Origin of the sequence: Delftia deserti (assembly GCF_042653485.1) — a bacterium.
Taxonomy (GTDB): Bacteria; Pseudomonadota; Gammaproteobacteria; order Burkholderiales; family Burkholderiaceae_C; genus Comamonas; species Comamonas acidovorans.
Genome location: NZ_JBHSIH010000001.1, coordinates 5,276,466 through 5,298,118, shown reverse-complemented (window position 1 = coordinate 5,298,118; position 21,653 = coordinate 5,276,466). Strand labels below are relative to the sequence as shown.

General features: G+C 67.1%; 16 protein-coding genes. 5 read left to right on the top strand and 11 right to left on the bottom strand.

Annotated elements, in window-relative coordinates; all coding sequences use genetic code 11:
- Window positions 1-100: 100 nt before the first annotated feature.
- From ileS to ACFPFG_RS25080, 3 genes are all read left to right on the top strand, one after another.
- A complete protein-coding gene (gene ileS, locus ACFPFG_RS25090) occupies window positions 101-2,956 on the top strand; it encodes an isoleucine--tRNA ligase (RefSeq protein ID WP_380108721.1) in 2,856 nt (951 codons plus the stop codon).
- A 20-nt stretch (window positions 2,957-2,976) separates the two neighbouring features.
- A complete protein-coding gene (gene lspA / locus ACFPFG_RS25085) occupies window positions 2,977-3,492 on the top strand; it encodes a signal peptidase II (RefSeq protein ID WP_183019959.1) in 516 nt (171 codons plus the stop codon).
- A gap of 258 nt (window positions 3,493-3,750) precedes the next feature.
- Complete coding sequence (locus ACFPFG_RS25080; protein WP_183019960.1) at window positions 3,751-5,415, top strand: Na/Pi cotransporter family protein; 1,665 nt, start codon at window positions 3,751-3,753, stop codon at window positions 5,413-5,415.
- 6 nt (window positions 5,416-5,421) lie between these two features.
- On the opposite strand, the gene ACFPFG_RS25075 is transcribed toward ACFPFG_RS25080, so the two are convergent.
- The gene (locus ACFPFG_RS25075) at window positions 5,422-6,255 is read right to left on the bottom strand and encodes an NUDIX hydrolase (RefSeq protein WP_312372724.1); all 834 of its coding nucleotides are present in this window, start codon (window positions 6,253-6,255) and stop codon (window positions 5,422-5,424) included.
- Window positions 6,252-7,232, bottom strand: a complete 981-nt coding sequence (locus tag ACFPFG_RS25070; protein ID WP_183019962.1) for a quinone oxidoreductase family protein — start codon at window positions 7,230-7,232, stop codon at window positions 6,252-6,254. Before ACFPFG_RS25070 ends, ACFPFG_RS25075 begins: the two co-directional genes overlap by 4 nt.
- A 139-nt stretch (window positions 7,233-7,371) precedes the next feature.
- On the opposite strand from ACFPFG_RS25070, the gene ACFPFG_RS25065 reads away from it, so the two are divergent.
- Entirely contained in the window at window positions 7,372-8,283 is a 912-nt protein-coding gene (locus ACFPFG_RS25065) for a DMT family transporter (RefSeq protein WP_312372720.1), read from the top strand.
- Here the strand turns inward: ACFPFG_RS25065 and ACFPFG_RS25060 are convergent.
- The 9 genes from ACFPFG_RS25060 to ACFPFG_RS25020 form a co-directional block, all read right to left on the bottom strand.
- Complete coding sequence (locus tag ACFPFG_RS25060) at window positions 8,258-11,008, bottom strand: bifunctional diguanylate cyclase/phosphodiesterase (protein ID WP_380108718.1); 2,751 nt, start codon at window positions 11,006-11,008, stop codon at window positions 8,258-8,260. The two genes, ACFPFG_RS25065 and ACFPFG_RS25060, sit on opposite strands and share 26 nt — an antisense overlap.
- 186 nt (window positions 11,009-11,194) lie before the next feature.
- Window positions 11,195-11,992: an SDR family oxidoreductase gene (locus tag ACFPFG_RS25055; protein ID WP_197955289.1), complete on the bottom strand. Its 798-nt coding sequence runs from the start codon at window positions 11,990-11,992 to the stop codon at window positions 11,195-11,197.
- A 162-nt stretch (window positions 11,993-12,154) separates the two neighbouring features.
- Window positions 12,155-13,471: a DUF3422 family protein gene (locus ACFPFG_RS25050; protein ID WP_312372716.1), complete on the bottom strand. Its 1,317-nt coding sequence runs from the start codon at window positions 13,469-13,471 to the stop codon at window positions 12,155-12,157.
- 153 nt (window positions 13,472-13,624) lie between these two features.
- Window positions 13,625-15,136, bottom strand: a complete 1,512-nt coding sequence (locus ACFPFG_RS25045; RefSeq protein ID WP_183019967.1) for a tripartite tricarboxylate transporter permease — start codon at window positions 15,134-15,136, stop codon at window positions 13,625-13,627.
- A 15-nt stretch (window positions 15,137-15,151) separates the two neighbouring features.
- The gene (locus tag ACFPFG_RS25040; protein WP_183019968.1) at window positions 15,152-15,640 is read right to left on the bottom strand and encodes a tripartite tricarboxylate transporter TctB family protein; all 489 of its coding nucleotides are present in this window, start codon (window positions 15,638-15,640) and stop codon (window positions 15,152-15,154) included.
- A 196-nt stretch (window positions 15,641-15,836) separates the two neighbouring features.
- Window positions 15,837-17,639 (bottom strand): type IV pilus assembly ATPase TfpB, encoded by a 1,803-nt coding sequence (gene tfpB, locus ACFPFG_RS25035; RefSeq protein WP_312372713.1) that lies wholly within the window; start codon window positions 17,637-17,639, stop codon window positions 15,837-15,839.
- A 70-nt stretch (window positions 17,640-17,709) separates the two neighbouring features.
- Window positions 17,710-18,510: a class I SAM-dependent methyltransferase gene (locus tag ACFPFG_RS25030; protein WP_016445733.1), complete on the bottom strand. Its 801-nt coding sequence runs from the start codon at window positions 18,508-18,510 to the stop codon at window positions 17,710-17,712.
- A 19-nt stretch (window positions 18,511-18,529) separates the two neighbouring features.
- On the bottom strand, window positions 18,530-19,075 hold the full coding sequence (locus tag ACFPFG_RS25025) for a DNA-deoxyinosine glycosylase (protein WP_183019970.1): 546 nt from the start codon (window positions 19,073-19,075) through the stop codon (window positions 18,530-18,532).
- Window positions 19,076-19,150: 75 nt separating this feature from the next.
- Window positions 19,151-19,972, bottom strand: a complete 822-nt coding sequence (locus ACFPFG_RS25020; RefSeq protein ID WP_183019971.1) for a TatD family hydrolase — start codon at window positions 19,970-19,972, stop codon at window positions 19,151-19,153.
- Between the two features lie 213 nt (window positions 19,973-20,185).
- On the opposite strand from ACFPFG_RS25020, the gene ACFPFG_RS25015 reads away from it, so the two are divergent.
- Entirely contained in the window at window positions 20,186-21,652 is a 1,467-nt protein-coding gene (locus ACFPFG_RS25015; RefSeq protein ID WP_380108714.1) for a methyl-accepting chemotaxis protein, read from the top strand.
- Window position 21,653 lies beyond the last annotated feature (1 nt).

Genomic DNA, 21,653 nt, shown 5'->3' with positions numbered 1-21,653 from the left:
TCCGTCACCTGCCCGGGCGCGGGTGCGCACCAGGCTTTCCTCCCCTTTTTCCGTGCCTGGACCAGACGGTCCGGGCTCTGGCCTGCTTTCAAGGTTCTCCATGTCTGATTCGAAAGTCTCTCCCAACGCCAATGCGGGCTACCGCGCCACGCTGAACATGCCCGACACGCCCTTCCCCATGCGCGGCGACCTGCCCAAGCGCGAGCCGGGCTGGGTCCAGGAATGGGAGGACAAGGGGCTCTACAAGAAGCTGCGCGACGCGCGCCACGGTGCGCCCAAGTTCATCCTGCATGACGGCCCGCCCTACGCCAACGGCAAGATCCACATCGGCCATGCGGTGAACAAGGCACTCAAGGACATGATCGTCAAGAGCCGCCAGCTCGAAGGCTTCGACGCTTTGTACGTGCCGGGCTGGGACTGCCACGGCCTGCCCATCGAGAACGCCATCGAAAAGCTGCATGGCCGCAACCTGCCGCGCGACGAGATGCAGGCCAAGAGCCGCGCCTTCGCTACCGAGCAGATCGCCCAGCAGATGGTGGATTTCAAGCGCCTGGGCGTGCTCGGCGACTGGGACCATCCCTACAAGACCATGAACTACGCCAACGAGGCCGCCGAGCTGCGCGCCCTGAAGCGCGTCATGGAGCGTGGCTTCGTCTACCGCGGCCTCAAGCCCGTGTACTGGTGCTTTGACTGCGGCTCCTCGCTGGCCGAGTTCGAGATCGAGTATGCCGACAAGCAAAGCCAGACGCTGGACGTGATGTTCCCCACGGCCGAGCCGGACAGGCTGGCGACCGCCTTCGGCCTGCCCTCGCTGGCCAAGCCCGCCTTCATCGTCATCTGGACGACGACGGCCTGGACCATCCCCGCCAACCAGGCCCTCAATGTCAACCCCGAGCTGGAATACAGCCTGGTGGATACCGAGCGCGGCCTGCTGATCGTGGCCTCGGCCCTGGTCGAGAAATGCCTGGCACGCTGGAAGCTCGAAGGCCAGGTCATCGCCACAGCCGTGGGCAGGAAGCTGGACCACCTGCAGTTCAAGCACCCGCTGGCCGATATGGACAAGGGCTTCGACCGCGTCTCGCCCGTGTTCCTGGCCGACTACGCCACGGCCGATGACGGCACCGGCATCGTGCACTCGGCACCCGCCTATGGCGTGGACGACTTCAACAGCTGCATGAACAACGGCATGGCGCGCGAAGACATCCTGAGCCCCGTGCAGGGCAACGGCGTCTACGCACCCGAGCTGCCGCTGTTCGGCGGCCAGCACATCTGGAAGGCCACGCCCGTCATCATCGACGCGCTCAAGCTGGCCGGCCGCCTGATGGACACCAAGACCATCACCCACAGCTACCCGCACTGCTGGCGCCACAAGACGCCCGTGATCTACCGCGCCGCAGCCCAGTGGTTCATCCGCATGGACGAGGGCGAGGGCGTGTTCACCAAGCCCGGCGACAAGCCCGCGCAGACGCTGCGCCAGATCGCGCTGGAAGCCATCGAGCACACCCAGTTCTACCCGGAAAACGGCAAGACCCGCCTGCGCGACATGATCGCCGGCCGCCCCGACTGGTGCATCTCGCGCCAGCGCAGCTGGGGCGTGCCCCTGCCCTTCTTCCTGCACAAGGACAGCGGCGAGCTGCACCCGCGCACCATGGAGATCATCGACCAGGCGGCTGCCATGGTCGAGCAGGGCGGCATCGAGGCGTGGAGCCGCGTGACGGCCGAGGACATCCTGGGCGCCGAGGAAGCCGTGCGCTACACCAAGAGCACCGACATCCTCGAAGTCTGGTTCGACTCCGGCTCCACCTTCTGGCACGTGATGCGCGGCACGCACGCCGACATGCACCACGACCAGGGCCCCGAGGCCGACCTCTACCTGGAAGGCCATGACCAGCACCGCGGCTGGTTCCATTCGTCGCTGCTGCTGGCCTCGGCCATCTTCGGTCGCGCGCCCTACCGCGGCCTGCTGACCCACGGCTTCACCGTGGACGGCCAGGGCAAGAAGATGTCCAAGTCGCTGGGCAACACCGTCGCCCCGCAGGACGTGAGCAACAAGATGGGTGCCGAGATCATCCGCCTGTGGGTGGCCTCGACCGACTACTCGGGCGACCTGGGCATCGACGACAAGATCCTGGCCCGCGTGGTGGATGCCTACCGCCGCATCCGCAACACGCTGCGCTTCCTGCTGGCCAACGTCAGCGACTTCGACGCTGCGCAGGACTCGGTTCCCACCGAAGAGCTGCTGGAGATCGACCGCTGGGCCCTGGCCCGCGCGGCCCAGTTCCAGGCCGAGCTGCTGGCCCACTACAAGGTCTACGAATTCCACCCCGTGGTGGCCAAGCTGCAGTTGTTCTGCTCGGAGGACCTGGGCGGCTTCTACCTGGACGCGCTCAAGGACCGCCTGTACACCAGCGCGCCCAAGAGCCTGGCACGCCGCAGCGCCCAGACCGCCCTGCACCAGATCACGCATGCCATGCTGCGCTGGATGGCGCCCTTCCTGTCCTTCACGGCCGAAGAGGCCTGGAAGGTCTTCGGCGACAGCGAGTCCATCTTCCTGGAGACCTACACCGACCTGCCGGCCGGTGACGAGGCCCTGCTGGCCAAGTGGGCGCGCCTGCGCGAGATCCGCGACGTGGTGAACAAGGACATCGAGGCCGTGCGCACCGAAGGCCGTGTCGGCTCCTCGCTGCAGGCCGAAGTCAGTGTCTCGGCCCAGCCCGAAGACCTGGCCCTGCTGCAAAGCCTGGGCGACGACCTGAAGTTCGTCTTCATCACCTCGGCGGCCGAGGCCCTGGCGGGCGAGGCGCTGCAGGCCGCCGTCACGCCCAGCAGCCATGCCAAGTGCGACCGCTGCTGGCACTACCGCGCCGACGTGGGCATCAACCCCGAGCACCCCAGCCTGTGCGGCCGCTGCGACAGCAACCTGCACGGTGCTGGCGAAGAGCGCCACAAGGCGTAATCAACCCCTGAGGCGCTGCCATGACCCCTACCTTTGCTGCGGTCCCCGAATCCCGCAACATCCGCATCTGGCCCTGGCTGGCCTGGTCGCTGGCCATCATCGCCATCGACCAGCTCACCAAGCAGTGGATCCTTGGTGCCTACCAGCTGGGCGACTGGACGCCGATCACGGGCTTCTTCAACATCGTGCGGGCCCACAACACGGGCGCTGCCTTCTCGTTCCTGGCCGGAGCGGGCGGCTGGCAGCGCTGGCTGTTCGTGGGCATAGGCGTGGCAGCCACGCTGCTCATCGTCTGGCAGTTGCGCAAGCATCCGGGGCAGAAGCTGTTTTGCTTCTCGCTGGCCAGCATCCTGGGCGGCGCCATCGGCAACGTGGTGGACCGCCTGCAGCACGGCTACGTGGTGGACTTCCTGGACTTCTACTGGGGCCGGTCGCACTTTCCGGCCTTCAACGCCGCCGACATCGCCATCAGCGTGGGCGCAGCCCTGCTGATCCTGGACGAGGTGCTGCGCGCACGGCGAGCCAAAAGCACCTGATCCCCGCCGGGACGCAAGCCACGACAGCCAGCCCCTCCTGCGAGGGGCTTTTTCATGGAGGCTGCCGCCAACTGCGCGCCGACGGGTTTTCCCTTCGGGTTTTCCTGAGTGCGTTTTTGGTCAACTGAAATTCTTTTTGATTCGTTTTATTTCTACAATTTTCCTTATTTCGCACCAAACTGTGCGCTCATGCGGCCGACTCTCCTGCGCGCAAGCGGGGACCGGGGTTATATTGGTCCGCTTCTCCGCTCACAGCACATGAAGCACTTACTCAATCTACTGGCCGCCATCGCCCTGCTGGTCTGGGGCACGCACATGGTCCGCACCGGCGTGCTGCGGGTGTTCGGCGCCAACCTGCGCGACCTGCTCGCCCACAGCATGAGCAACCGTTTCTCGGCTGCGCTGTCGGGCCTGGGCGTGACTGCGCTGGTGCAGTCGAGCACCGCCACCTCGCTGATGACCTCGGCCTTCGTGGGCCAGGGCCTGATCTCGCTGCCGGCCGCGCTGGCCGTGATGCGCGGCGCAGACGTGGGCACGGCGCTGATGGCCGTGCTGTTCTCCACCGACCTGTCCTGGCTGTCGCCGCTGTTCATCTTCGTGGGCGTGGTGCTGTTCATCACCCGCCAGGACACCACGGCCGGGCGCATAGGCCGCGTGCTGATCGGCCTGGGCGTGATGCTGCTGGCCCTGCGCCTGGTGGTCGAGGCCACCGAGCCGCTGCTGGAAGCCCCCGCCGTGCGCACCCTGCTGGGCTCGGTCACCAGCGATATCTTCATGGAGCTGCTGCTGGGCGCCCTGCTGGCCGTCATGGCCTATTCCAGCCTGGCCATCGTGCTGCTGATCGCGGCCATGGCCAGCTCGGGGGCGATTCCCATGGAAGTGGCGCTGGGCCTGACGCTGGGCGCCAATATCGGCAGCGGCCTGGTGGCCGTGCTGACCACGGCCAAGTCCAGCACCGAAGTGCGCCAGGTCACGATCGGCAACATGCTGTTCAAGATCATGGGGGTGGCCATCGTCGCGCCCTTCCTGGGGCTGTGGGCCACCTATGTGATGCCGCTGATCGACGGCAAGGGCCAGAACATCGTGCTGTTCCACCTGGCCTTCAACATCTTCAACAGCCTGTGCTTCATCGGCCTGACGCAGACCGTGGCGCGCTGGGTGACGGCCCTGCTGCCCAAGCCGGAGGCCAGCGCCACCAGCCTGCTGCGCCCGCGCCACCTGGATCCCTCGGCGCTGAGCACGCCGTCGCTGGCCATTTCCTGCGCCGCGCGCGAGGCCCTGCACCAGGCCGACATGGTCGAGTCCATGCTGATCGGCATGCAGCGCGTGCTGGAGACCGACGACCTCAAGCTGTCCCAGGAGCTGCGCGAGCTTGAAGGCACGGTGGACGATCTGTACTCGGCCATCAAGTACTACATGACCAAGATCTCGCGCGCCGAACTCGACGAGCGCGAGGGCCAGCGCTGGACGGAAATCATCAGCTTCACCATCAACATGGAGCAGATCGGCGACATCATCGAGCGCGTGCTGCTGGACATCGAGGACAAGAAGATCAAGAAGGGCCGCCAGTTCTCCGAGGCCGGCACGCAGGAGATCCGCGAGCTGCTGCACCACCTGCTGGACAACCTGCGCCTGGCCATGAGCGTGTTCCTCAACGGCAATGTGCGCGAGGCGCAGAAGCTGCTGGAGGAAAAGGCGCGTTTCCGCGACCTGGAGCTGGCCTACTCGGCCACCCACCTGGCGCGCCTGTCCGACAACACCGTCTCCAGCATAGAGACCAGCTCGCTGCACATCGACCTGATCAGCGACCTCAAGCGCATCAACTCGCTGCTGTGCTCGGTGGCCTACCCCATCCTCGAATCGGCCGGCGCCCTGGCGCCCAGCCGGCTCAAGGAATCGGCACTGAACAAGACGGCGCGCTGAAGCGGCTCACCAGCCCAGCCAGGCCGCCAGCACCTGGGCGGCCTCGGGCGTGAAGCAGCCCTGCAGCAGCCAATCGACGAGCTGGTCGCGCTCGATCAGCGCAAAGGCCTGGACCTCGCCATCCAGGTTGCCGGGCTCCAGCGCCGGCGGCACGGTGGCGCTGAACCAGTCGATGCGCTCGCGCATGAAGCCCCGGCCCTCGGCCTCGTCGCTGGGGCGCTCGAACAGCACATGGCCGCCATGGCGCAGGCCCTGCAGCTCGGCCACGCGCAGGCCGGCCTCTTCCCAGGTTTCACGCTCCACGGCCTCGGCCACGGTATCGCACGCGGCCACCATGCCGCCCATCAGCGTGTCCCACATGCCGGGGTTGGTGGGCTTGTTGTCGGCGCGCTGCTGCACCCAGATGCGGCCATCGGCTGTCTCGCCCACCAGATGCACGGCCTGGGTGGCAATGCCCAGCGGGCGCACGGCGCCGCGCTCCACAGTGGCAATGCGCTGGCCCTGGACGTTGCACACGGCCAGTTGCTCATCGCGCCAGGGGCCGCTGTGGCCCGTGGCACGCAGCACCCGGGCCAGGGCGTTGAGCAGGACCGTGGCATCGCCCTGGCCTTGCAGATGCCATTGGCCGGCCTGCAGGCGCAGTGCCACGCCGTGGGCACGCATCACATCGTCCGGCAGCAGCGCGGCCAGGCCGTCTTCCAGCGAACCTGTCTCCTGCCCCGCCACCAGCAACGGCCGGCGCGGCTGCAGCGCGGGCTGGCGCGTGTCGGCGCGCAGGCGGCACAGCCAGGCCTTCACGGCCGGGTCGGCCGGATCAGTCAGGCGCTTTTGCACACTCATGGCAGCAGGATGGTCGAGCCGGTGGTCTTGCGCGCCTCCAGGTCCAGGTGGGCCTGGCGCACCTCGGCCAGCGGATAGCGCTGGTCGATATGGATCTTCACGGCACCGCTTTCCACCACGGCGAACAGATCGTCGGCCATGGCCTGGGTGGCCTCGCGGCTGGTGATGTGGGAGAACAGGGTCTGGCGCGTCACATACAGCGACTTGGCCGCCAGCACGGCAGGAGCGAAAGGCGCCACGGGGCCCGAGGCGTTGCCGAAGCTCACCAACAGGCCGAAGCGCCGCAGGCAGGCCAGCGAGCCTTCCCATGTGTCCTTGCCCACGCTGTCGTAGACCACCTTCACACCCTGGCCACCGGTGATCTCCTGCACGCGTTCGGCGAAGTTCTCGCTGCGGTAGTTGATGGCATGGGCTGCACCGTTGGCCAGGGCCAGCGCGCACTTCTCGTCCGAGCCCGCGGTGGCGATGAGCTGCAGGCCCAGGGCCCTGGCCCATTGGCAGGCGATCAGGCCCACGCCACCGGCCGCCGCATGGAACAGCACGGCATCGCCCGGTGCCAGGCCCTCGACCGGAATGCATTTCTTGAGCAGGTACTGCGCGGTCAGGCCCTTGAGCATCATGGCGGCAGCCGTCTCGAACGCAATGGCATCGGGCAGGCGGCACACGCACATGGCGGGCATGACGCGCACTTCGCTGTAGCTGCCCGGCGGATTGCTGGCATAGGCCACGCGATCGCCCACGCCCAGGTGCTGCACGCCGGCCCCCACGGCTTCGACCACGCCTGCGCCTTCCATGCCCAGGCTCAGGGGCATGGGCAGCGAGTACAGGCCGGAGCGCTGGTAGACATCGATGAAGTTGAGGCCCACCGCATGGTGGCGTATGCGTACCTCGCCCGGCCCGGGCTCGCCCACGGCGACCTGCACCAGTTCCAGGACTTCGGGGCCGCCGTTGCGGCGGATCTGCACTGCAATACCCATGGGAGCACTCCTGCAAAAAGCGACAAGAGCGGCATCGTGCCATGTTTCGGGAGGCCACGCGCAAGACGCTGCCCCGGGTCCGCACAGGACTGGCACAAGGCCGGCCAAGTGCGTTCGCAGCACCTATAGTGACGGGCCTATGAGCCACACGAGCCCGCCGCTGAAGCTGTCCACCGCCGCCATCCTGACGCTGCCTCCCCTGCTGTGGGCCGGCAACGCCATCGTGGGCCGCATGGTCCATGACCTGATCTCGCCGTTCGCGCTGAACTTCCTGCGCTGGGCCATTGCCTTTGTCCTGCTTGTGCCGCTGGCAGGATGGGCACTGGGCCGCCACAGCGGCACCTGGAGCCACTGGCGCCAGTTCGCCATGCTGGGCCTGCTGGGCATCGGCTGCTACAACGCGTTGCTGTATCTGGCGCTCAAGACCTCGACGCCGCTCAACGTCACCCTGGTCAGCTCCAGCATGCCGGTGTGGATGCTGGCCCTGGGCCGCATTGTCTGGGGCATTCCCGTCAGCCCGCGCCAGCTGGCGGGCGCACTGCTGTCGGTGCTGGGCGTGGCCGTGGTGCTGTCGCGCGGAGATCCCGAGCTGCTGCTGCATCTGCAGCTCGTGCCCGGCGATCTGTTCATGGTGCTGGCCACCATGGTCTGGGCCCTCTACACCTGGTTGCTGTCCAAGGCGCAGGTACCGCAGCGGCTGCGCTCGGACTGGGCAGGCTTTTTGCTGGCCCAGATGGTCTTCGGCCTGGTCTGGTCCGGCCTGTTCACCGGCGGCGAGATGGCCATGGGCCAGTTCCACATTCAGTGGGGCTGGCCGCTGGCCGGGGCACTGCTGTTCATCGCCCTGGGACCGGCCATCCTGGCCTACCGTTTCTGGGGACTGGGCGTACAGCGCAGCAGCCCGGCCGTGGCGGGCTTCTTCGGCAATCTGATCCCGCTGTTCACCGCCCTGCTGTCGATCGCACTGCTGGGCGAAGCGCCGCGCCTGTACCACGGGCTGGCGTTCGCACTCATCGTGGGCGGCATCATGGTGTCTTCGCGCCGGGGATAGCCTTGGACAGGCCGTGCGCCGCGGTGCGCACGGGCACCTTGGCCAGCAGTTGCTCGAACGCGCGTATGGGAACGGGCGGGCTGAACAGATAGCCCTGGAAGTACTCGCAGCCGTAGTGCGCGAGCAGGGCGCGCTGCTCCAGGGTCTCCACGCCTTCGGCGATCACATCCAGGTTCAGGTTGCGCGCCATGCCGATGATGGTCTGCACGATCACGTCATCGGTATGGCGCATGCCCAGGTGGCGCACGAAGGACTGGTCGATCTTGAGCTGGTTCAGCGGCAGCTGGGTGAGATAGGTCAGCGAGGAGTGCCCGGTGCCGAAGTCGTCCATGGAAAAGCACACGCCATGGCTGCGCAGCTGTTTCATCTTGTCGATGGACTCCTGCACGTTCTCGATCACCAGCGACTCGGTCAGCTCCAGCTTGAGCAGATGGGGCGCAATGCCGGCATTGCGCACCTGCTCGATGACCTGGGAGGCAAAGTCCTGGTGCCGGAACTGGCGGGCACTGACATTCACGGCCACCTGCAGATGGCGCAGCCGCGCATCCTTTTGCCAGATCGCCAGTTGCTCGCAGGCCGTGCGCACCACCCACATGCCCAGCGGCACGATGATCTCGCTTTCCTCGGCCACTGCAATGAACATGCCGGGAGGCACCAGGCCGCGTTCGGGATGGCGCCAGCGCAGCAGGGCTTCGGCGCCTATGACCTCGCCGGCCAGCGTGAACTGGGGCTGGTAGTGCAGCTCGAACTGGGACTGCGCCAGTGCCTGGCGCAGGTCGCCCTCCATGCGCACGCGCTGGTGGATTTCCACCTGCATCTGCGGATCGAAGAAGCACAGGCCGCTGCCGTTGCGCGCCTTGATCTGGTACATGGCGATATCGGCCTGCTTGAGCAACTCGGCCGCCGACTGCGGCTGGCGGCCGAACAGCGTGGCGCCAATGCTGCAGGCGCTGCGGTGCAGGTGGGCGCCCAGCACATAGGACTGGTTGAGCCGCGCCAGGATCTTCTCGCCGATGCGCTGGGCCAGCGTGGCCGCCTCGGCAGGCTCGTGCGACAGTTCGCAGAGCATGACCACGAACTCGTCGCCGCCCAGGCGCGCCACCGTGTCCGAAGATCGCACGGCGCTGCGCAGCCGGTGCGCCACCTGCTGCAGCAGCTGGTCGCCCACTTCGTGGCCCAGCGTGTCGTTGAGCATCTTGAACTGGTCCAGGTCCAGGAACAGCAGCGCCCCGGTCCAGCCTTCGCGTGCGGCCAGCACCGTGGCCTGGGCCAGCCGGTCCAGCAGCAGGCGGCGATTGGGCAGGCTGGTCAGCGGATCGTAGAAGGCCAGGCTCTCGATCTCGGCCGTGGCCAGCCGGATATCGGTGACATCGTTGTAGGTGATGACCACACCGTCCTCGGCGGCCAGCCGTGCCGTCATCTGGACAAAGCGGCCGCTGGGCAGTTGCTGCTCAAAGGGCACGCCGGGCCGCAGCACCAGCTGGCGGTGCAGGTCCTTGACCTCGTCGGCCTGCGCCGGCGCCGCCACCAGGCCCACGGCACTGGGGCAGGAATCGAGCAGCGATTGCAGGGGCCGCCCAGGCTCCAGCTGGTCCGCGTGCCAGGGGAACATTTCCTCGTAGCAGCGGTTCCAGCGCAGCACGCGCTGCTGCGAATCCAGCAGCAAAAAGCCGCTGACCATGCTGTCCAGCGCCTGGTCCAGCCACTGCTCGGACCGCTGGGCCTGGCGCCGCGCGGCATGCAGGCGGTCCATGTAGCGGTGTACGGTCCAACCCAGCACGGCCAGCAGTACGCCGAAGATCATCACGGCCAGCACCATCAGCCAGGCAGCCACGCGCCAGCCTGCCAGCACGGAGGACATGGGCAGGCTGGCCGTGATCCACAGATGCTCCTTGGGCAGCGGATGGGCAGCCACCAGCGCGGGCACGCGGCTCAGGCGCGCGGCCATGTGCATGACGCCGCTGGACGGCAGCTGCGACGTCGTCGGCAGCAGCCGCACAGCTGCGGCATCGCCATACTGGGGCATGGACAGCAGCAGCTCGCCGCTGCCCTGCTCCAGCGTGACCTCCAGGCCGTCCAGCACGCCGCCCTGGGCCAGCACGGCGCCCAGCGCCGCAGCCGGCACCTGCATCAGCACATAGCCGCCCTGCTCTGCCCGACTCAGGGGGCGCACAAGATACAGCATGCGCTCGCCACCCGGCACCTGCGGTGCGATGGCGGGCGGACTTGCCAGCAATTCAGAGCGGCTTTGGCCCGCCAGGCGCTCCCAGACCTGGGCAGGCAGGTCAATGGCCGGGCCATCGCCCGAAGCGGCCAGTTCCCGGCCCTGGATATCGTGCACCGAGGCGCGCTGCGCCAGCGTGTTCTGCCGCACCATGGTGTGCAGCATTTCCTGCAGTTGCGGCTGCGAGGCCGATGCAGGGTTGCGCGAACCCAGCAGCTCGTCCACGCCCAGCGCCAGGGCATCCAGGGATTCCAGACTGCGGCTGATGGCCGCCTCGGTGCCCAGCACAAAGCGCACAAGGCGCAGCGAGGCCTCTTCCTGCGCCGTGGTCCGCATGCCGCTGAGCAGCCAGACCATGGCGGCCGCCAGGGCCACCGTCAGCAGCACCAGCATCAGCGCCAGGGTATGTCGCATGCCCGCAGGGCTTGCGGCCGCTGCCGGGCCGGGCGCGCGGACGGGGTCGGCCGCTGCCCAGTCCGTCTGATGGGACTGGCCCGTCATCTCCGGGCTCCCTGCATGGCGTTTGGAATGGGCAGGCTGCGGCAAGGCCGCTCGCCACGATGCAGGAACGGGACTTTCAAGGCTGCCCCTGCCCATGGACCGCTCGGCACTGCGCAGCCATGCAAGGGACCATTTCCCGGGCCTTGCCGGCCCTGGACCCGTTCATGGAGGCAGTGCACCGGCGCATCAGAAGGTTCCTGCGTACAGGCCGCCGTCGGGCAGGATGTTCTGACCCGTCATGTAGCCTGCGTGCGCGCTGCACAGGAAGGCGCAGATGGCGCCGAATTCATCGGGCGTGCCGAAGCGGCGGGCCGGCACCTGGGATTGCTGCACCAGGCGCACATCGTCCGGGCTCTTGCCGCTCTTGTTGGCGGCGGCCGTGAAGGTGGTGCGCAGGCGATCGGTGTCGAACTTGCCGGGCAGCAGGTTGTTGATGGTCACGCCCTTGGCCGCGATGCCGCTGCGCGCCAGGCCAGCCACAAAGCCTGTGAGGCCGCTGCGCGCGCCATTGGACAGGCCCAGGATGTCGATGGGCGCCTTCACGGCGCTGGAGGTGATGTTGACGATGCGGCCGAATCCGCGCGCCGCCATGCCGTCCACCGTGGCCTTGATCAGCTCGATGGGCGTGAGCATGTTGGCGTCCACCGCCTTGAGCCAGGCCGCGCGGTCCCAGTCGCGGAAATCACCGGGCGGCGGGCCGCCGGCATTGGTCACGACGATGTCGAAATCCACGCCCGGGCCACCGGCTGCCGACAGCACGGCGGCGCGGCCTTCCTCGGTGGTGATGTCGGCCGCCACGGCGAGCACCTTCACCTGCGGCGCCAGGGCCGCGAGGCTGGCCGCAGCCTCCTGCAGGGCCTCGGGATTGCGCGCATTGATCACCAGGTTCACGCCCTCTTGAGCCAGCGCCTTGGCACAGCCAAAGCCCAGGCCCTTGCTGGCGCCACATACCAGGGCCCACTTGCCCGCGATTCCCAGATCCATGTCTCACTCCTGAACAAACAAAACCTTGCTCGTTCCTTGCAGAACGGCAGCGCACATTGTGCGCGAGGCTTCGATGCTTTCACGCCAAACCTGTGAAAACGTGAAAACGCCGGTGCAGGGGCGCACAGGCGCATGGGCGGGCTGCGGGGGAGCGGGCTTCCTTCAGTGCGTGCCGGTCCCGTGCTGGCCACGGAACAGCCTGTGGTGCAGCCTGCGCAGCGACCACCATACGCCCAGCGCCACCACGGGAATGGCGACGGCGGCCGTGCTCTCCGGCGACCAGGGCCAACCCAGCGTCTTGGCGCCCTTGGCCAGATAGCTGATCAGGCCCGTGAAGTAGTAGGTGATGGCGGCCACGGACAGGCCTTCCACCGTGGACTGCAACTTCAACTGCATGTCCTGGCGCTGGTTCATGGCGCCCAGCAACTGCTGGCTGCTTTGCTGCTGCTCGATCTCCACCCGTGTCCGCAGCAGGCTGCTGACGCGCGAGACGCGCTCGGACAGTGCGTTCTGCCGCCGCGCCGCCCATTCGCAGGTGCTGCGCGCCGGCGTCAGGCGCCGGTCCATGAACTCGCGGATGGTCTGTATGCCGTCGATGCGCGATTCCTGGATGTCCTGAATGCGCTTGTCCACCAGTTCGAAATAGGCCGCGCTGGCGGAAAAGCGCGAATGCGTGGTGGCGTATTCGCTCTCCACCTGCCCGGCCAGGCGTGTCAGCCGGTCCAGCAGTGCCGGCTCGGCATCGCGGTCGGCAAGACGGATGGAATGGGCCAGGGCCGCCAGATCCCGCTCGGCCGTGGCCAGCACGGCGGCGGCCTGTCGGGCGGCAGGCAGGCCCAGCAGGGCCGCCATGCGGTAGGTCTCGATCTCCAGCAGCCGCTGCACCAGCCGCCCCAGGCGGCGTGGCGACAATGACTCGCCGGCCAGCAGCAGCATGCGCGAGAAGCCATCGGCATGGATGGCGAAGTCGGTGTAGACCTTGCCCGCATCGCCGGCCACGCGCGCACCCACCAGCGTGTCCTCCTGCAGCAGGTGGCGCACCAGATGCGGCTCATTGATCGCCCGCTCCTGCAAGGCCCACAGGTGCAGGCCGCTCAGGCACTGGCCGGGCAAGGCAGCCAGCCAGTCGTGCGGCACGTAGTCGATGGCGGCCTCAGGCTCACGCACATCGTCCATGCCGGCCTGCGACATGGGCTTGCTGAAGGTCCAGCAGACGAACTCCGTGTGCAGTTCCCAGCGCAGGTGAAAGGCGCCCAGGTCGATCAGCACATGCGTGGTCGCCGCATCGGGCGGCGGCAGGTGGTGGTTGCGCAGCAGGGTGGCCACATGGGCGCGGCTGGCCTCGCGCTGGGCCGCATCGGTGAGCATCACTACGTGGGTGATGGCCAGCGGCGCCAGCATCTCCTCGGCGGGGCGGGCGTGGATCTCGTTGTGCAGCAGCACGCGCTGCGGGTGCTGGGATGACAGTAGTGGGGACATCGGAACCTCGAAAGACTGCGCGCTATTGTGCAGTCACGGGCGCGTCGGCTCCCAGGCATCCGGGATCGACAGCTTTCCACCAGGATCGCTTGTTGACCAAAAAAAAACGGCCCCGAGGGGCCGTCAAGCAACATGGTTGCAACGCTGAGGCGATCAATCCTCTACGAATGCTTCTTCGCGCTTGTTCTTCACTGCAGGCATCAGCACCACCACCAGCAGCACCACGGCGGCGAGCAGCAGGCCGGCCGAGATCGGACGGGTCACGAACACGCTCCAGTCGCCACGCGACAGCAGCAGCGCACGGCGCAGGTTCTCTTCCATCATCGGGCCCAGGATGAAGCCCAGCAGCAAGGGAGCCGGCTCGGTGCCCAGCTTGTGGAACACATAGCCCACGAAGCCGAAGATACCCACCATCCACACGTCCCAGGTGTTGTTGTTGGTACCGTACACGCCGATCGCGCAGAACAGCACGATGGACGGGAACAGCCAGCGGTAGGGCACGGTCAGCAGCTTGATCCAGACGCCGATCAGCGGCAGGTTCAGGATGATCAGCATCAGGTTGCCGATCCACATCGAGGCGATCAGTCCCCAGAACAGCTCGGGGTTGCTGGTCATCACCTGCGGGCCCGGCTGGATGTTGTGGATGGTCATCGCGCCCACCATCAGTGCCATCACGGCGTTGGGCGGAATGCCCAGCGTCAGCAGCGGGATGAAGGAGGTCTGCGAACCGGCGTTGTTGGCCGACTCGGGAGCGCACACGCCACGGATGTTGCCTTGACCGAAGGGAACTTCGCCCGGCTTGAGCTTGGTCTTCTTCTCGATCGTGTAGGCAGCAAAGGCCGACAGCATGGCACCGCCACCGGGCAGGATGCCCAGGGCAGAACCCAGGGCCGTGCCGCGCAGCATGGCAGGCAGCATGCGCTTGAAGTCTTCGGCGGTGGGCATCAGGCCCGTGACCTTGGCGGCGAACACTTCGCGCTCGTCTTCAGGCTTGGACAGGTTGGCAATGATTTCGCCATAGCCGAACACACCCATGGCGATCACGACGAAGTCGATACCGTCGGTCAGTTCGGGAATGTCGAAGCTGTAGCGGGCCACACCGGAGTTCACGTCGGTGCCGACCATGCCCAGCAGCAGGCCCAGCACGATCATCGCAATGGCCTTGAGCAGCGAGCCCGAAGCCAGCACCACGGCGCCGATCAGGCCCAGGGTCATCAGCGAGAAGTACTCGGCAGGGCCGAACTTGAAGGCGACTTCCGTCAGCGGAGGCGCGAAGGCGGCCAGGATCACGGTGCCCACGCAGCCTGCGAAGAACGAGCCTATGCCTGCGGCAGCAAGAGCGGGTCCCGCTCGCCCCTTTCTGGCCATCTGGTAGCCGTCGATCACGGTCACCACGGACGAGGACTCACCAGGCAGGTTCACCAAGATGGCGGTGGTCGAGCCACCGTACTGCGCGCCGTAGTAGATACCGGCCAGCATGATCAGCGCCGCCACCGGAGGCAGGGCGTAGGTCGCCGGCAGCAGCATGGCGATCGTTGCCACGGGGCCGATGCCTGGAAGCACGCCGATGAGCGTACCGAGCAGACAGCCGACGAAGCAGTAGATCAGGTTCTGGAAAGTGAAGGCGACGCCGAAGCCGGTCGCCAGGTTCTGAAAAAGTTCCACGGACGATGCTCCTGCTTAGCCGGTGATGAAGCTGGGCCAGACGGGGAACTGCAGATTCAGTGCCCACACGAAGGCCACATAGCTGCCCACAGCAAGGACGGTGGACAGAATTGCCACTTCCTTGAAGTTGAAGCCATGGCCGCCCAGGCTGGCGATGAACACCAGCGCGTAGATGGCGACGATCAGACCGAACTGGGGAATGCCCAGATTGGGAACGCCGACCAGCAGGATGCCGAAGGCAAAGTTCGCGGCCAGGATGAAGAACACCTGTTTCCACGCCCACTTGCCGATCTTGTCACCGCCCGAGGGACCCTTGGTCAGGCCTGTGAAGCAGATGGCCGTGCCCAGAATGGACATCAGCACACCCAGGATCAGCGGGAAGTAGCCCGGGCCCATGCGGGCACCGGTGCCGACGGTGTAGTTGGTTGCGCCGATCGCAAAAGCGAGGCCGATAACCAAAAACATCACGCCGGAAAAAAAGTCTTTCTGACTCTTGATTTTCACGAGAATGTCTCCTTACGGAATCACGACCCGGCGATTTTGCGTTCAGAAAAACTGTGTCCGAATGTGGATTCCACCTACAAAGGGCATACCCTCATGTCCTACCCGCATGAAGAAAAAAGGGTGCCAGCGAAGAGCAGGCCATCCATGAGCAGCAACGATCTGCACAAGAGCAGGCACTTACGTTTTCATGCGCAAATCAGCCCAGCAGGGGCGTGCTGGCCATGACCTCTTGCAGCGTGGTCACGCCTTCGGCCACGCGCAGGGCCCCGGCCAGGCGCAGCGGACGCATGCCGTCCTGCACGGCCTGGCGGCGCAGCGCATCCATGGACGGCGAGGTGTGGATCTGCTGCTTGAGCGCCTCGCTCACGGTCAGTAGCTCGTACAGGCCCATGCGCCCGCGAAAGCCCGTCATGCGGCAATCCACGCAGCCCACGGGCTTGTAGGGCTGGTAGCTGCCTGACAGTTTCCAGGGCCGCACTGCCTCGGCCAGCGTGGCGGCCGAAGTCTCCTCGTCGCGCTGCTTGCATTGCGGGCACAGCGTGCGCACCAGGCGCTGGGCCAGCACGCCCAGCAGCGTGGCGTTGATCAGGTAGGGCGGCACGCCCAGCTCCATCAGCCGGCTCACGGCGCTGGGCGCATCGTTGGTGTGCAGCGTTGAGAACACCAGGTGGCCGGTCAGCGCGGCCTGCACGGCCATCTCGGCCGTGGCCAGGTCACGGATTTCGCCCACCATGATGATGTCCGGGTCCTGGCGCATCAGCGAACGCAGTCCCTCGGTGAAGCCGAAGTCCAGCTGCGTCTGCACCTGGGTCTGGTTGAAGCTGGGCTCGATCATTTCGATCGGGTCCTCCACGGTGCTGACATTGACCGCCTCCGTGGCCACGCGCTTGAGCGTGGAGTACAGCGTGGTGGTCTTGCCCGAACCCGTGGGCCCGGTCACGAGGATGATGCCGTGCGGGCGGCGCACCAGCTCGTTCCAGCGCTGGGCGTCATGGCTGGTGAAGCCCAGTGCATCCAGGTCCTTGACCGTGTTGTCGGGATCGAAGATCCGCATCACCAGCTTCTCGCCAAAGGCCGTGGGCAGCGTGGACAGGCGCATTTCCACCTCATCACCGCGCGGGTTGCGGGTCTTGATGCGGCCATCCTGCGGGCGGCGCTTCTCCACCACGTCCATGCGCCCCAGCAGCTTCACGCGCGAGACCATGGCATTGAGCACGCCCATGGGCACCTGGTAGACGGGGTGCAGCACGCCGTCGATGCGAAAGCGGATCACGCCCTGCTCGCGCCGGGGCTCCATGTGGATGTCGCTGGCGCGCTGGTCGAAGGCGTATTGCCACAGCCAGTCCACCACGCGCACCACGCCCTGGTCGTTGGCATCGAGCTGCTTGCTGCTGTTGCCCAGCTCCACCAGTTGCTCGAAGCTGGCCGCGCTGGCCGCACCGCCGGCCTTCTCGGCAGCGCGCACCGACTTGGCCAAGGCGAAGAATTCGCCCGTATAGCGCTTGAGGTCCAGCGGGCTGGCCAGCACGCGGCGCACCTTGCGGCGCGCCTGGCGCTCGACCTCGGCCACCCAGTCATCGATGAAGGGCTCGGCCGTGGCCACCACCACTTCCTGCGGCGACACCTGCACGGGCAGCACCTTGTGGCGCTCGGCATAGCTGGCGCTCATGATCTCGCCGACGCGGCCCGCATCCACACGCAGCGGGTCGATGCGCAGGTAGGCCAGGCCGCTGCGGGTTGCCAGGTACTGGGTCAGTTCCTCGATGTCCAACGCACGCCCGTCGCTGGCGCGGGCCATGCCCACATTGGCCAGCCGGACCAGCGGGTGCTGGGTGCTCTCGGCCTGCGAGCAGCGCGCCACGGTGCGCTGGGCCTCTTCGGCCGTGATCACGCCATCGGCCAGCAGCCATTGCACCAGTCTGCGCCAGTCCAGGGGCCCCGAAGGATTGCTTGCAACAACGGCGAATCTGGACTGTGCGGTGGAGATCGGATCGGACATGGCGTTGGGCCGGAAGCTGAACTGCGCCCTATGGTAAGCCTGCCGGCCGCCCTGCCCGGCCAGCCCCGCTCTACCAGGGCCGCACGAAGATCTTGGGCCAGCGCGTGGTGGGCAGGTCCCAGCGGGCCTGCACCTGGGCGCTGGCAGCCTGCAGCGCTGCGGGGTCGAGCGCGCGCGGCGTGCGCTGGGCCAGCACCACGGTGTTGCCCTCGCGCGTGGGGCGGAAGGCCCACATGGCCTCTTCGCCAAAGGCTTCGGCCATGCGCGCCAGGCTGCGCTCGTAGCTGGAGGTGCGGCCGAACAGGTTGACGGTCATGATGCCGTCCTCGGTCAGCAGATTGCGGCAGTCGGCATAGAACTCGGCGCTGTCCAGCACGGGCGCGGCCGCATCGTGGTCGTAGAGATCCACGGCCAGCGCATCGACCGTGCCCAGCCACTGGCTCTTGCGGATTTCCTGGGCCGCATCGGCCAGCACCACGCGCAGCGTGTCGCTGTCGGGCGGCAGCTTGAACCAGCTGCGGCACACGGCCAGCACCTGCGGGTTCAGCTCGATGGCCGTGGTGCGCATGCGCAGCTTCTTGTGGCAGAACTTGGTGATGGCGGCCGCGCCCAGGCCCAACTGCATGGCATGGCGGCCGGCCACGCTGGCGGGCTCCATGAACAGCAGCCAGCCCATCATGCGCTGCACGTATTCGAGCTCGATCTCGAACGGCTCGCGTATGCGCATGGAGCCCTGGATCCAGGGCGTGCCCAGGTGCAGGTGGCGCACATCGCCATCGTCGGAGACGCTGACTTCGGGCAGCTCGGCGTCTGCGGCGTTGGCGGGAGAGGAAGGGGCGGCCTTGGCGGCGCCACGGGTCTTGCGTATCACGTCGAAAAAATAGAAAGATTCAGAGCAGTTGATGGAGGGCCAGCGCCTCGCGCCAGGCCTGGACCTTGCGCTCGAAACGCCAGCTCGCGTTGGCCGGGCTGGTCGATGGCAGCTTCACGGCGGCCAGGCCCAGGGCCTGCGTGCGGCCTGCGTGCTTGTAGCTCTCGCCACCGTTGTGAAGGGCCAGCGCCAGCTGCGGGCAATGCGTGCGCAGCGCCACGAAATCATTCACCTCGGCAGCGCGTATGGCGCTGTCCAGGCTGCCTTCGCGCTCGCAGCTGGCATACACATCCCATAGGCCCAGGCCGCGGGCCAGCAGCCATTCGCAGCGGCCCGCATAGTCGTCGCGGCCGGGCTGCGGATGCCCGGGCCACAGGGCCTGGAGCAAGGGCCAGAACTGGTTTTGCGGATGGGCATAGTACTGCTGCAGCTGCAGCGATCGCAGGCCCGGAAAGCTGCCCAGCACCAGGGCCCGGGTCCGCGCATCGGCCACCGGCGCCAGGCCCTGCCAGCGCGGGGCGCCCTGGGGCGGCAGGTCGGAAACGGTCAAGGACATGGCCGGCATTGTCGCCCAGCGCCCGCCGGGCTGCTGGCAGCGGGCGGCAAGACCGCTCAGGTTCAGGTTCCGCTCAAGCCTGGCTCAGGCCATGGCGGGCAGCCCGCGCAGCGCGGCACGCGCGTTGCGGCCCGTGGCCTCGGCCAGGGCCTGGGGCGTGATGCCGCGCAACCGCGCAATCACGTCCGCAATGCGTGCCAGCTCGGCCGGCGTGTTGCGGCCCTGGGCCTGGCCCTGGGCACGCTGCCCGGCCGTGGTGTAGAGCCAGTGCGGCGGAATGTCGGGGGCATCGGTTTCCAGCACCAGCGCATCCAGCGGCAGGGCGGCTGCCAGCTCGCGCAGCCTGAGCGCGCGGTCATAGGTCACGGCGCCGCCGAAGCCCAGCTTGAACCCCAGGTCGGTGAAGGCCTGGGCCTGCTGCACGCTGCCGTTGAAGGCATGGGCAATGCCGCCCGCCACAGGCCGCGCGCGCAGGGTCTTGAGCAGCCGGTCGCTGGATTTGCGCACATGCAGGATGACGGGCAGGTCGAACTCGCGCGCCAGCGCGATCTGCTGCTCGTAGAACCAGATCTGCCGGTCCGCATCCAGCCCGGGCACGAAGAAGTCCAGTCCGATCTCGCCCACGGCCACCAGTTGCGCATCGCCGCGCAGCCGCGCCAGCGTCTCGCGCAATGCGGCAATGTCCTGCTCGCGGGCGTTGGGCGTGTACAGCGGATGGATGCCCAGCGCATAGCTGTCACCATGGCGCCGCGCCAGCGCCACCACCGTGTCCCAGTGCTCGCGCGCCACGGCCGGAATCACCAGATGCGCAACGCCGGCCTCGGTCGCCTGCGCGCGCATGGCATCGCGGTCGGCATCGAATTCAGGGGCATCGAGGTGGCAATGGGTATCTATCCAGGCGGGCATGGCCGCATCATGCCACCGGCCTGCGCCAGGCCCGCCAGAGACAGGCAATGCGAAAAACAAGGGCAAACCCTGAGCTTATTGCGAGCTGGCTCCGTTTGACAAAATCAATACCCGAAACACTTGGCGGTCCATATAAATACATAAAGAAACATTTAACCCTCGCGTCGAGCTTTCGCAACACCGGCAGGCATTCTTTGGAGAGAGGAATTTCCCATGAAGCGCTCAGCATGGAGTCGGATCCTGGACCTGGGTGGCGCACGCCGCCAGGTGGAACTGGATGGCCAGTTGGCAGCCATCCACAAGTCCCAGGCCGTGATCGAGTTCGATTTGCAGGGCCATGTGCTGGCCGCCAACCAGAACTTCCTGGACACCATGGGCTATGAGGAAGGCGAGGTCATCGGCCAGCACCACCGCATGTTCGTGGACCACCAGATGAGCGAGTCGCCCGAGTACGCCGCGTTCTGGCAGCGCCTGGGCAGCGGCATCCACGACGCGGGCCGCTACCGCCGCATTGCCAGGGACGGGCGCGATGTCTGGCTGCAGGCCAGCTACAACCCCATCTTCGATCGCCATGGCCGGCCCTTCAAGGTGGTGAAGTACGCCACCGACATCACCGAGCAGCAGCGCCGCAACGCCGACGCCGAAGGCCAGCTGGCCGCCATCTCCAAGGTGCAGGCCATCATCGAGTTCGACCTGCAGGGCAACATCCTGCATGCCAACCGCCTGTTCCTGCAGGCCATGGGCTACACGCTGGACGAGGTCGTCGGACGGCACCACAGCATGTTCGTCCAGCCCCATGAGCGCCACAGCCCCGAATATGCGCAGTTCTGGCGCAAGCTGGCCGGCGGCCAGCACGATGCGGGCCAGTACCTGCGTATCGGCAAGCACGGCCGCCAGGTCTGGATCGAGGCCAGCTACAACCCCATCCTCGACGCCGATGGCCGACCGTTCAAGGTGGTCAAGTACGCCCGCGACATCACGCGCCGCTTCACTGCCGCGCAGACCTTGGGCGAGGCCATGCAGGGCCTGAGCGAAAGCGCCGAGCACGCAGGGCAGGCCAACGAACTGGCCCGCCAGGCCTGCTTGGTGGCCGAGCAGGGCGGGCGCACGGTGCACGAGGTGATGGGCACCATGGAGTCCATCAGCGCCAGCTCGCGCAAGATCAGCGACATCATCGGCGTGATGGACGGCATCGCCTTCCAGACCAACATCCTCGCGCTCAACGCTGCCGTGGAGGCGGCCCGTGCAGGCGAGCAGGGCCGGGGCTTTGCCGTGGTGGCGGGCGAGGTGCGGGCGCTGGCACAGAACAGCGCCGCTGCGGCCAAGGAGATCAAGCAGCTCATCCACACCTCGGTGGAGCAGGTCGCACTGGGCGCCAACCAGGTGCGCCAGGCCGGCGGCACCATGCAGGAGATCGTGGACTCCTCGCACCAGGTCACGGCCATCATGGGCGATGTGGTGCAGGCGTCCATGGCCCAGTCGGCGCGGCTGCGCGAGGTGACGGCCGACCTGACGGCGCAGAGCGCGGCCGTCGCGGATGCATCCAGGGAACAGGTGCAGCGCAAGCCGCTGCCGGCATCCATCGTTCCCGCTGCGCCGCAGATCAAGTCGGCCCCGGCAGCGGCCGTGCTTCCCGTTGGCGCCCAGCGCCTGCCGGGCACCTTGCTGCGCATGGCCTGAG

Bases quoted from the DNA above. Each gene is read 5' to 3' on its own strand.
- ileS (WP_380108721.1), top strand. From the start codon at position 101: ATGTCTGATTCGAAAGTCTCTCCCAACGCCAATGCGGGCTACCGCGCC.
- lspA (WP_183019959.1), top strand. From the start codon at position 2,977: ATGACCCCTACCTTTGCTGCGGTCCCCGAATCCCGCAACATCCGCATC.
- ACFPFG_RS25080 (WP_183019960.1), top strand. From the start codon at position 3,751: ATGAAGCACTTACTCAATCTACTGGCCGCCATCGCCCTGCTGGTCTGG.
- ACFPFG_RS25075 (WP_312372724.1), bottom strand. From the start codon at position 6,255: ATGAGTGTGCAAAAGCGCCTGACTGATCCGGCCGACCCGGCCGTGAAG.
- ACFPFG_RS25070 (WP_183019962.1), bottom strand. From the start codon at position 7,232: ATGGGTATTGCAGTGCAGATCCGCCGCAACGGCGGCCCCGAAGTCCTG.
- ACFPFG_RS25065 (WP_312372720.1), top strand. From the start codon at position 7,372: ATGAGCCACACGAGCCCGCCGCTGAAGCTGTCCACCGCCGCCATCCTG.
- ACFPFG_RS25060 (WP_380108718.1), bottom strand. From the start codon at position 11,008: ATGACGGGCCAGTCCCATCAGACGGACTGGGCAGCGGCCGACCCCGTC.
- ACFPFG_RS25055 (WP_197955289.1), bottom strand. From the start codon at position 11,992: ATGGATCTGGGAATCGCGGGCAAGTGGGCCCTGGTATGTGGCGCCAGC.
- ACFPFG_RS25050 (WP_312372716.1), bottom strand. From the start codon at position 13,471: ATGTCCCCACTACTGTCATCCCAGCACCCGCAGCGCGTGCTGCTGCAC.
- tfpB (WP_312372713.1), bottom strand. From the start codon at position 17,639: ATGTCCGATCCGATCTCCACCGCACAGTCCAGATTCGCCGTTGTTGCA.
- ACFPFG_RS25025 (WP_183019970.1), bottom strand. From the start codon at position 19,075: ATGCCGGCCATGTCCTTGACCGTTTCCGACCTGCCGCCCCAGGGCGCC.
- ACFPFG_RS25020 (WP_183019971.1), bottom strand. From the start codon at position 19,972: ATGCCCGCCTGGATAGATACCCATTGCCACCTCGATGCCCCTGAATTC.
- ACFPFG_RS25015 (WP_380108714.1), top strand. From the start codon at position 20,186: ATGAAGCGCTCAGCATGGAGTCGGATCCTGGACCTGGGTGGCGCACGC.